11 protein-coding genes and 1 tRNA gene are annotated in these 10,515 nt (G+C 60.6%); 8 read left to right on the top strand and 4 right to left on the bottom strand.

The annotated features are described in order from the left end of the window. Positions 1–286: IS200/IS605 family transposase (gene tnpA / locus SYN65AY6A5_RS03605; protein WP_143597133.1), on the top strand; the 286-nt coding region annotated here is incomplete at its 5' end. A gap of 27 nt (positions 287–313) precedes the next feature. Here the strand turns inward: tnpA and SYN65AY6A5_RS03600 are convergent. Beyond that, complete coding sequence (locus SYN65AY6A5_RS03600; protein ID WP_240527649.1) at positions 314–499, bottom strand: hypothetical protein; 186 nt, start codon at positions 497–499, stop codon at positions 314–316. 258 nt (positions 500–757) lie between these two features. Here SYN65AY6A5_RS03600 and SYN65AY6A5_RS03595 point away from each other — a divergent pair, with 258 nt between their 5' ends. From SYN65AY6A5_RS03595 to SYN65AY6A5_RS03570, 6 genes are all read left to right on the top strand, one after another. After that, positions 758–2,617 carry an NAD(P)H-quinone oxidoreductase subunit F gene (locus SYN65AY6A5_RS03595; protein ID WP_011430435.1) on the top strand — a complete coding sequence of 620 codons (1,860 nt, stop codon included), beginning with the start codon at positions 758–760 and terminating at the stop codon, positions 2,615–2,617. Positions 2,618–2,630: 13 nt separating this feature from the next. Beyond that, a complete protein-coding gene (locus tag SYN65AY6A5_RS03590; RefSeq protein WP_011430436.1) occupies positions 2,631–4,148 on the top strand; it encodes an NADH-quinone oxidoreductase subunit M in 1,518 nt (505 codons plus the stop codon). A gap of 53 nt (positions 4,149–4,201) precedes the next feature. Next, a complete protein-coding gene (locus SYN65AY6A5_RS03585) occupies positions 4,202–5,461 on the top strand; it encodes a CO2 hydration protein (protein WP_011430437.1) in 1,260 nt (419 codons plus the stop codon). Between the two features lie 272 nt (positions 5,462–5,733). Further along, positions 5,734–5,805 (top strand) — tRNA-Cys (locus SYN65AY6A5_RS03580). Between the two features lie 30 nt (positions 5,806–5,835). Beyond that, on the top strand, positions 5,836–6,996 hold the full coding sequence (locus SYN65AY6A5_RS03575; protein ID WP_011430438.1) for an alanine--glyoxylate aminotransferase family protein: 1,161 nt from the start codon (positions 5,836–5,838) through the stop codon (positions 6,994–6,996). Positions 6,997–7,138: 142 nt separating this feature from the next. Then, on the top strand, positions 7,139–7,807 hold the full coding sequence (locus SYN65AY6A5_RS03570) for a PHP domain-containing protein (RefSeq protein WP_011430439.1): 669 nt from the start codon (positions 7,139–7,141) through the stop codon (positions 7,805–7,807). A gap of 18 nt (positions 7,808–7,825) precedes the next feature. On the opposite strand, the gene SYN65AY6A5_RS03565 is transcribed toward SYN65AY6A5_RS03570, so the two are convergent. Continuing rightward, positions 7,826–8,875, bottom strand: coding sequence for a potassium channel protein (locus tag SYN65AY6A5_RS03565; RefSeq protein ID WP_011430440.1), 1,050 nt, complete (start codon positions 8,873–8,875; stop codon positions 7,826–7,828). A gap of 88 nt (positions 8,876–8,963) precedes the next feature. Between SYN65AY6A5_RS03565 and SYN65AY6A5_RS03560 the strand changes: the two genes are divergently transcribed. Further along, positions 8,964–9,176 (top strand): DUF2997 domain-containing protein, encoded by a 213-nt coding sequence (locus SYN65AY6A5_RS03560; protein WP_011430441.1) that lies wholly within the window; start codon positions 8,964–8,966, stop codon positions 9,174–9,176. A gap of 39 nt (positions 9,177–9,215) precedes the next feature. Here SYN65AY6A5_RS03560 and SYN65AY6A5_RS03555 read toward each other — a convergent pair whose 3' ends face one another. Further along, positions 9,216–9,446 (bottom strand): hypothetical protein, encoded by a 231-nt coding sequence (locus tag SYN65AY6A5_RS03555; RefSeq protein WP_011430442.1) that lies wholly within the window; start codon positions 9,444–9,446, stop codon positions 9,216–9,218. 151 nt (positions 9,447–9,597) lie between these two features. Then, entirely contained in the window at positions 9,598–10,008 is a 411-nt protein-coding gene (petE, locus tag SYN65AY6A5_RS03550) for a plastocyanin (RefSeq protein ID WP_011430443.1), read from the bottom strand. Positions 10,009–10,515: the final 507 nt, after the last annotated feature.

The following is a 10,515-nucleotide window of genomic DNA, read 5'->3' as shown; positions in this document are numbered from 1 at the left end:
AGCGACCTGCCAAAAGTGGCGCAGTTCCTTGGTGGAGTTCAACGGTGAGGCGGATTATGTGCATCTGTTGGTGAGTTTTCCGCCGGATGTTCAGGTCTCGAAGCTGGTGAACAACCTGAAAACAGTCTCCAGCCGGTTGATTCGCAAAGAGTTCGCCACAGAGGTGGCACGGTTCTACAGCAAGCCTGTATTTTGGGCAGGGACCTATTTTGTTGCCTCTTGTGGTGGGGTCACCGTTGAGGAGTTGAAGAAGTATGTCGAGCAGCAGGCAACGCCCAGATTGTGAGACTCAGGGGCATTGAACCCCTTCGTCTCACCGCCTATCCTCCATCCCGCCAAGCTGCGCTGTGGCGGGAGTACCCCAGAGGTTCTGATGGCGGGGATCCAACTGCAGCCACCAGGGGGATCCCCAAGCTTCCACCTCGTGCCACACCTCGGCTTGCAGGCGATAGTCCTGGCTGTGGTCAGGAGGGCTGCCCAGCCTAAAGAGGAGAATCAATCGGTGAGGGGTCTCACTCCCCCTGGCGCCAATCCGCGATAGCCCCAGCCGGGGTCTGGGCAAGGTATTCGGAGCGCCGCCATTTTCTGTCCAAAAGAACCGGGAGCTCAAAGAATCTAAGGGCGCCGCCTGCTTGCCTAGGCAGAGGCAGAAGCTGTGTCCAAGTGGGGAGAGACGCTGCCGCTGGAAAACTTCTAATATTATATTGGACTGTAGCTGTTCATTAAAAAATGCTTAACTACTTGTTGCAAGCAGCAGATGGCGGGTTTTGAAGACTGGGCAATTGGGCCAGAGAGCGCCTGGTGTCTCCCCTTTTATGGCTGGGTAGGGACAGCGCTGGCTCTTCCTTGGGCCGCTGGCTGGATCAAGCGCAGTGGCCCACGTCCGGCAGCCTACCTCAATATCCTGCTGACCTTTGCGGCCCTTGCTCATAGCTTTTGGCTGTTGCGACAAGTTTGGGGTCGGGATCCCCAGCTCCTGAACTACCTCTGGTTTCGGGTGGCCGATTTGGACTTGTCCCTGGCTTTGGAGGTCTCGCCTCTGACGCTGGGGGCGGTGGTCTGGGTAAGCGGCTTGAGCTTGCTGGCCCAGATCTACGCCCTGGGGTACCTGGACAAGGATTGGGGGTTGGGCCGCTTTGCCGCCCTGATGGGCTTTTTTGAGGGGGGGATGACGGGGATCGCCCTCAGCGATTCGCTGTTTCTCAGCTACGCGCTGCTGGAGATGCTCACGCTTTCCACCTACTTATTGGTGGGCTTTTGGTACGCCCAGCCGCTGGTGGTCACGGCGGCGCGGGATGCTTTTCTCACCAAACGGGTGGGAGACCTGCTGCTGTTGATGGGGGTGGTGGCGGTTTCCAATTTCTCCGGCTCCTTGACCTTTTCCGGCCTGCGCGATTGGGCGGCTACGGCCAGCTTGGATCCAACTTGGGCGGCCTTGATGGGGTTGGCTTTGATTGCCGGGCCGCTGGGCAAGTGCGCCCAGTTCCCGCTGCACCTGTGGCTGGATGAGGCCATGGAGGCGCCCAACCCGGCTTCGATCCTGCGCAACTCGGCAGTGGTGGCCGCTGGAGCTTTTGTCCTCATCAAGCTGCAGCCAGTCTTGGCCCTCTCCCCTTTCACGGATGGGGTGCTGGTGGCCATCGGCACCATCACAGCCGTAGGGGGATCCCTGGTGGCCTTGGCGCAAATCGATCTCAAGCGCACCTTCTCCTATTCCACCAGCGCCTACCTGGGCCTGGTGTTTGGGGCGGTGGGGACGGGGCAGCCGGATTTGGCGCTGGAGCTGCTGCTGCTGCACGGCCTGGCCAAGGCGCTGCTGTTTATGGGGGTGGGATCCCTCATCTACACCACTTCTACCCAAGATCTGACGGAGCTGGGGGGCCTAGGGGGCCGCATGCCGGCTACGGTGGCCGCCTTTGCTGTGGGATCCCTGGGGATGGTGGCCCTGTTGCCCCTGGGGTGCTTTTGGATCCTAATCCGCCTGGCGCTGGTGTACAGCGCCCTGCAGCCGGCCCTGTTGGGGGTGTTGCTGCTGATGAATGGGCTGACGGCTTTGAACCTGGCGCGGGTGTTTGGCCTGGTCTTCTTGGGATCCCCGCAGCCCAAGACGCGCCGTGCCCCTGAGGTGGGCTGGCCGATGGCCCTGCCCATGGTCATTCTGACGGTGCAGAACCTGCTCATGCCCTGGCTGTTTTGGCGCTGGGGGCTTTATCCCGGTTGGATCCCAGAGCTGCAGCAGATGGCGGCTCTGCTGGCGGCCTCGGGTTTGCTGGGGGCCGGTGTTGGTGCTTGGCTGTACTGGGGGGGCCGGCGGCGGCTGCGCCTACCCTGGCCGGAGCTGCAGGATCTGTTGGCGCAGGATTTCTACACCGGGCAGCTCTACCAGGCTTTGGTGGTGCAGCCGGTCGGCGCCCTTTCCCGCGGACTGGAGTGGCTGGATCGCAACGGGGTGGATGGCCTGGTGAACGGAGTGAGCCTGGCTTTTTGGTTTAGCGGCGAAGCCCTCAAGTACACCCTGTCGGGGCGGATGCAGCTCTACGTGTTGCTCATTGTCATCGGGGTCGTGGTGGTTACCGCTTGGCTGCTGCGCTCGCCCCTGGTGGGATTGGCCTATTGAGACGGGAGGAACCATGCTCAGCCTTCTAATCGGGATCCCCCTATTGGGTGGCCTGCTGGTGGGGCTGATCCCCGAGCAAGCGGGGAAGGGCCTGCACCGAAGTTTGGCCTTGGGCTTCGGCCTGGCTTGGTTGGGGCTGAGCTTGGGGCTGCTGCTGCAGTTTGATCCCCAAGCGCAAGGGATCCAGATGGCCGAACAGATGGCCTGGATCCCGCAGTTGGGCCTGGTTTACGAGCTGGGGGTGGACGGGATCTCCCTGCCGCTAGTGGTGATGACCGGCTTGCTGGTATTGATTGCCCTCTGGGCCAGCGGCCCGGTGGAGCGGCCCCGCCTCTACTACAGCTTGGTGTTGCTGCTAGCAGCCGCCATTGTGGGGGCTTTTCTGGCCCAGAACTTGCTGCTGTTTTTCTTGTTCTACGAAGTCGAGCTAATTCCCCTTTATCTGCTGATTGCCATCTGGGGCGGGCCGCGGCGCACCTATGCCGCCACCAAGTTTTTGGTCTACACCGCCCTCTCGGGGGTGCTTCTGCTGATTGGCTTTTTCGGCCTCAGTTGGCTGAGCGACGCCCACAGTTTTACCTACACCGTTTTGCAGGCCCACCCCTTGCCGCTGCTGCCCCAGATTCTCATCCTCATTCCCATCCTGCTGGGGCTGGCCATCAAGATCCCCTTGGTGCCCTTCCACACCTGGCTGCCGGACGCCCACGTGGAGGCTTCCACCCCCATTTCTGTGCTCTTGGCGGGGCTCTTGCTCAAGTTGGGCACCTATGGCCTGGTGCGCTTTGGCCTGCAGCTTTTGCCCGATGCCTGGGAGCAAGCCGGGCCGTGGCTGGCCAGTTGGGCGGTGGCCAATGTGCTGTATGGATCCCTGAACGCCTTGGTGCAGCAAGACATGAAAAAGCTGGTGGCCTACAGCTCCATTGCCCACATGGGCTACATTCTCCTGGGCACGGCGGCGGCCACCCCCCTCTCCTTGGTGGGATCCGTCTTCCAGATGGTGAGCCATGGGCTGATTTCCTCGCTGCTGTTTTTGCTGGTGGGTGCTGTCTACGCCAACACCGGCACGCGGGATCTCAAGCGGCTGCGGGGATTGCTCAACCCAGAACGCGGCCTGCCACTTGTTGGCAGCTTGATGGTGTTGGGGGTGATGGCCAGCGGCGGCACGCCCGGCCTGGTGGGCTTTATTGCCGAGTTCACCCTCTTTCGGGGCAGCTTCCCCGTCTTCCCCCTGCAGACGTTGCTGTGCATGGTGGGGACGGGATTGACGGCGGCCTACTTTTTGCTGATGGTGAACCGCGTCTTTTTCGGGCGCCTCTCGGAAGTGGCCATTGCCATGCAACGACGCGCCACGGGAGAACGCCTGCCTGCTGTAGTTTTGGCCTCGCTGGTGGTGGTGCTTGGCCTCCAGCCTGCCTGGGCAACCCACTGGGTGGAGTCCACCGCCGCCCATTTGGCCAAGCCGGCGGCCCTCAATCTTGCCGAAGCAGGCGGGCCGACCACTGCTTTCGAGCCTGGGTTCTCTTCGTTGTGACGATTTAGTGATACGACTGAGTTTTTGTTGTTGTCTCAACCCCTCCTTCTCCCATGACGGCCACCCTTGTTCCCGCTCCTTCCTGTTTCTTTCTGGCTGGCTTAGATCCTCTAGAGCAACGGCGACTGGCTCCCATCGTCCAACGCCTAGAAGCAGGGGGAGCCCTTGTGCCGGATTCTTCCAGCAACCGGCTGGAGGTCATCGGCATCCTCCACAGCTACGGCCAGGTGCTGGATGCCTACTCCCAGAATTTGATCTTCATAGCCGACCACCAATTTTTGGAGCTCTTCCCAGTTTTTAAGTACTTCAACGGCGAAATCACCCTGGGCAAATGGCTGCGCTACCTCTGGCATGACCGCATCAACTACGAGTTTGCCGAATACTGCATGAAAGCCATGCTCTGGCATGGAGGGGGAGGCCTCGATCGCTATCTGGATACTCCCGAATTTGTCGAGCGGGCCAAGGTGGCCATCCGGGCCAAGTTCCGCTTCAACCCCCTTCTGCAGGGCCTCAACTTCCTCTGCCCCGACTTTGCGCTGGAACAGGTGCGCATGCTGGCCATGTACAGCGGCCTGGGCCAGTTCTGGCGGGTGATGAGCGATATCTTCCTGGCCTTGGCCAAGCGCCGCGAGAGCGAACCGCAGCTCACGCTTCCCGACGTAGTAGCCCACATTCAGCAGGGGTTGGTGGCAGCTGCCAACAAGCCCATCACCTACGCCCCCTGCATCTGGGGCCGCCGCTACGAGATCATCCCCCTGTCGGCGGGGCTGACCTTCCTGCCCGATACGGCCCTGCCCTACGTGGAAGCTGTGTTTTTCCGCTCCTTTCCCTTCATGGGCACCGTCTCCTACAATGCCCAGGCCCACCAGATCCCGGCCGAGCAGGCGGACTTCGCCTACGGCGCTTTGTATGCCGATCCGCTGCCGGTGGGGAGCGCCGGGATCCCCCCTACTCTCTTGATGCAGGATATGATGCGCCACCTGCCTGGCTATTTGCGGGAGCACTACCGCCGCCAGCCGCGCGGGGAAGATGACCTGCGGGTGAAAATCTGCCTCAGCTTCCAAAAGGCCATGTTCTGTGTTACCACCGCCGCCCTGCGGGCCCTTGCCCCCTTTCCTCTGGAAACCCAGGATCCCCAGCAGCAGTTGGCCAATCGCGAGTTTCTCGCCCCCTGGCTGCAGCGGCTGCTGGGATCCCGCCTGCTGAGGGTACAAGAAGAAGTTGACACTCCCACCCAGCGGATTCTTACGCAGCCCAAGATGGACTCGCGAAGGCGCTGTCAAGACGCCCCTAGACAGTCCTTTGAGGCATAACCTCAAAGTTCTGCTTACTTCGGACTTAAGTTCCTCCAGGTTAGTTATTGCCGCGCGGGTTTTGCACCGCAGTAGGTTGTTTTCCTGGAGAAGCTCTGTACTAACTATGAAGCAACTAAAGTGGCTCAAGGGCTTTTTCGCCCCGCACTCAAGTACGGGGCTACCAAGCTATTGTCGATGCCTAGCGAACCCGAGCGCTGTTGCCGTTGGCTGCAGCAAGTGGAAGCGGGATCCCATTTTCGGATACAATGTTTTGTCCGATTGAGGAGTAGGGTGGCGTAGCCAAGTGGTAAGGCAGAGGTCTGCAAAACCTCTATGCGCCAGTTCGAATCTGGCCGCCACCTCTCAAACCTGACATCCCCAGCGGGACCCGCATGAAAGACAAGTTGATGTTGATGATCCCCGGCCCCACTCCCGTTCCCGAGAGTGCGCTGCTGGCCATGGCGCGGGGGCCCATCGAGCACCGCAGCCAAGAGTTCAGCGCCATTCTGGAAGAGGTGACGGAGGGGTTGCGCTGGCTGCACCAGACCACCTCCGATGTGTTTGTCTTTGCCTGCAGCGGCACCGGGGCCATGGAAGCCGGGATCCTCAACACCCTCAGCCCCGGGGAGCGGGTCTTGGTGGGGGTCAACGGCAAGTTTGGCGAGCGCTGGGCCGAGATGTCGGAGCAGTTTGGCCTGCAGTGCGAGCGGATAGAGACCCCCTGGGGCGTGCCCTATCCTGTCGAAGTCTTCCAAGAAAAGCTGGCCGCCGACCGGGAGAAGACCATCAAGGCGGTCATCCTCACCCACTCGGAAACCTCCAGCGGCGTAGCCAACGATGTGCAGGCTATCGCGGCTGCTGCCCGCGAGCACGGAGAAGCCCTGGTGATTGTGGATGCGGTCACCAGTTTGGGGGCCATGCCGGTGCCTATGGACGAGTGGGGCCTAGACGTGGTGGCCTCCGGATCCCAGAAAGGCTACATGATCCCGCCCGGGCTGGGGTTTGTGGCGGTGAGCCCGCGGGCCATGGCTGCTGCCGAGCGCTCTCGCTTTCCCAAGTACTACTGGAGCTTTAAACTGGCCCAAAAAGCCCTGCGCCAGGGCACCACTCCCTTTACGCCCGCGGTGAACCTGTTTTATGCCCTGCAGGTAACCCTGCGCCTGATGCGGGCCGAAGGGTTGGAAGCCATCTGCCGCCGCCACGCCCGTTTGGCCCAGGCCACCCGCGCCGGCGTCAAGGCCCTGGGGCTGAAGCTTTTGGTCAACCCGGAGTCGGCAGCCAGCCCCTCGGTAACTGCTGTGCTGGCGCCTGAAGGGATCAACGCCGATACCCTCCGCAGCACCCTGAAGAAACGCTTCGACATCGCCCTTGCTGCCGGTCAAGACCACCTCAAGGGCAAGATCTTCCGCATCGGCCATCTGGGCTTTGTGAGCGACCGCGACATTCTCACCACGCTGGCTGCCCTGGAGTCGACCCTGCACACGCTGGGTTATGGCGACTTCCCTCCTGGAGCGGCCATCAAGGCGGCCGAGGAGATCTTGGCAAGCCCCTAGGGATCCCTTGCCCATTCTGTAGTTCTTGACACCTGGCGCCCCTCCCTTGCCCTGGCTAGAATGGGTGAGCGTTCTTAACAAAAGATAAAATTCCAGAGTCGACTGCTCTGGAGAGCTATCTGTTCCCAACCCAAGGGTTGACATGCTGGTTAGTTTGCAACGGGATCCCTGTCAAACTGCCTCGGCGGCGGAGCTGCGGCGGGTGCTGCAGGGGATCGGCCCTCTCTCCTGCCCGCTGCAGTACAACTTTCACCTGCACACCTGCTGCTCCGATGGGCGCATGGATCCGGCAGACTTGGCGGAGCAGGCGCGCCGGCACGGCCTCAAGGGCCTGGCCATCACCGATCACCACACCCTGAAGGGCTACGAGCAAGCGCAAGCCTATCTGGATCGCCCCGAGGACCCCCTGCTATGGACGGGGATCGAGATTACAGCCAACCTGCTGGGCTGCGAGGTGCATATTCTTGGCTACGGCTTCGATCCGGCGGATCCTGTTTTGGATCCCTACATCCAGGGGGAGCAAGTTCCCGGCCTGCCCGCCGCTGAGGCCATTGGGGCCATTCAAGCAGCAGGCGGCCTGGCGGTGTTGGCCCATCCCTTTCGCTACTGGCTGCCTGCGGAAGAGCTGGTGCCGGCAGCCGTGGAGTTGGGCCTGGATGGCCTTGAGGTCTACTACGCCTACAAAAACCCCGACATTTGGGCTCCCAGCCCAGAGGAGGCGGCGATTGGGGAAAAGCTGGCAGAGACCTACGGACTTTTGAAAACCTGCGGCACCGACTCCCACGGCCCCAGCATCCTCAGGCGTATCTAGCCGACTTGTCCAGCCCATCTAGGGGCGGGGATAGAGCAACTGGCCCAGGCGGCGCAACTGCTCGGCCGTGCCCATACACAGCAGCAGATCCCCCGGTTGCAACAGGGTGTCACCGCTGGGGCCGCCAATCAGCTGGCCATCGGCTCGCCGAATTGCCACCACCAACGCGCCGGATCGCGCCCTTAGATTGGCTTTCCCCAGGGTCTGGCCAACATAGGGGCATTCTTGCGCCGCCAGCTCGTACTCTTCCAAGTAAAAAGTGCGATCTCGACCCGACAGGATCCCATCCACAAAGTCCACCACGCGGGGGCGCAGGGCAGCCGCTGCCATCCGTTTTCCACCGGTGATGAAGGGAGAGATGGCGTGGGCAACGCCCGCTCGCTGCAGCTTTTGCAAAGCCTCTTCCGTGTTGGCGCGGGCAATGGTGCGGATACGAGGGTTGAGGGTGCGGGCCGACAGCACCACATAGAGGTTTTCGGCATCGCTGGAGAGGGCGGCAATCAACCCCTCGGCCTGCTGCACCCGCGCCGCCAGCAAGGTGGCATCGAGAGTGCTGTCTCCCTGGAGAGCGACATATCCCAGCTCTTGGGCCACCTGAATTGCCTCGGCCGATTGATCGATCACCAAAAAGGGCACCCCCTCTGCCTGAAACTCCTGGGCCACCTGTCGCCCAATGCGCCCAAAACCGCAGACGATGTAGTGGTTGTTCAGCGCTTCCATCTGTTTCTTCCACTTCCGCTGCCGGATCCCTTCCTGAAAATGCCCCTGGATGAGGGCCTCTGTAAAGCGGTTCACCATGAACCCGATGCTCAAGACCCCCATCAGGATCAAGGCCACCGTGAACAAGCGCCCCCGATCCCCCAGCGGCTGCACCTCCATGAAGCCCACAGTAGTTAGGGTGATAACGCTCATGTAAAAAGCTTCCACCCAAGGCCATTGCTCCACCCCGTGGTACCAAAGGGTGCCGATCAGGACAACGCCCAGCAGCGCCCCTACTCCCAAACTCAGATCCCGCTGGATACCGGGATCCCTTTTGGCAGGAGGAAACGGGGGACGAGCAGAAGCCATACGGCCCAGCCAGATCGAGCGGGGAAAAAGCGAGAACTACAATGGGTAGGAGAAAGTCAGTTGTTGAGCAGCAGCGAGTGGAGTGCAGATGCCCGAGTACATCAAGGTGGAATATCGGATCGACAAAAAAGGACAGGTGACCGAGACCGTATTGAACGGATCTGGCTCCAGTTGTACTCTAGCCACGGCAGAGCTAGAAGCAGCCCTTGGAACGGTGCAAGAACGAAAGCTGTTGCCGGAGTTTCATCAGCCAGCAGAAGCCGAGATAGAATCACAAGTTTCTTTACAGCAAACCCGCTGACTCCATCCCCTTCCCCCCAGTTTTCCCGTATCTACCTGCCTACTTTCGCTTCTTGCCCCCCTTGCCGGCAGCGCCGCTGGCTCGTGCCGCCCCAACTGCCGATTGAAACAGCCAAACCGCCAAGGGAGCAGCGACGATCAAGATAATGCTGGTGGGGCCGACGCCAAAATCCGGCTCACCGGAAGCCAACTCGAAAATCGAACCCACAGCGGCAATGGCACTGATGCAGGAAACGGCCAGGAGCAGGTAGCCTTTAACACTGGTGGTCATGGGGAACCTGTCTAACGTCTATTCGCGAAAAAGCCCTCCCACTCTCGAGAGGGCTACTTTCTATGCTACGGGCAGGGATCCCATGCCAGCAAGCCAGAGCCGGAATCTCCCTCTTAAAAAGCAACCAGAGAAGTGGAATTGGAGCGCCAGCCTAGCCCTTGACGATGATCTTGCCGACCATGCCAGCCCCCCGGTGGGGAGTGCAGTAGTAGGTGTACTCACCCAGAGGGACATCGACAAAGGCCGATTCCACCACTTGGTTGGGAGCAGTGAGCAGGGCCTTGTGGGACAGCTTGGCTGCCAGGGCCGCATCGCCACCAGGTACCTTGTCAAAGACAACGTTGTGAGGATAGACCTTGTTGTTGACCCACCGAACAGTATCTCCCTGATTGATGGTGAGGGTGGGGGGATCATAAATGAGCTGGGCCTTGTCAGAGCCCATCTTGACCGTGTAGGTTTCAGCAGCAGCAGGGTTGGACAGGAAAGCTACCGCAGCCACCCCGACTACGAGAGCGAGGAGGATGCGCTGCAGACGCTTCGCTAGGTTAAAAATGAACAACATGGATTCCTCTCAAAACGTAACGGCCGTCGCCCCCGCCTCTGCGGCTGGGCCCCCCCTTTCCAAGTTGTAAAGGAAAGGCACCCAGTCCAGCAGGGACGTTCAACTCCTATCTTAGGATCTTAAGGCGGAACAGGAACACCCATTCCCTTGCTAGAGCGAGGGGCTGTTCCAGACGGCAAGGCCACAGGGAGGGATCGGGCGACGAGATTGCCTCGAGCCTCTACCTTTCTCGTTGCCTGATACATTCACGCTGAACTCTCCTGAACATGGTTCAGGAAAGAAGCGATCGCATCCTGCCTATCTCTGAGCAGGAAGGCGGTATCCCGCAAAGCCCTGAGGAATACCCCCCGAGCGCTTTCCCCCTTCACTTCCCGGCAACCGTTGCGGTGGACTCAAGGATCAGGGGGAAACTTGGTCTACTATATCCCTCTCAATGACTTTTGCCAAACCGCCTAAAGCTCAGTAAATTCAGCAAAGTTCAGGGTTTTGGGGGTTAGAGGCATGCTC

Source organism: Synechococcus sp. 65AY6A5 (assembly GCF_002760415.1).
Classification (GTDB): Bacteria; Cyanobacteriota; Cyanobacteriia; order Thermostichales; family Thermostichaceae; genus Thermostichus.
Note: the sequence above shows the minus strand (reverse complement) of the source record. Positions and strands in the feature narration are given on the sequence as shown.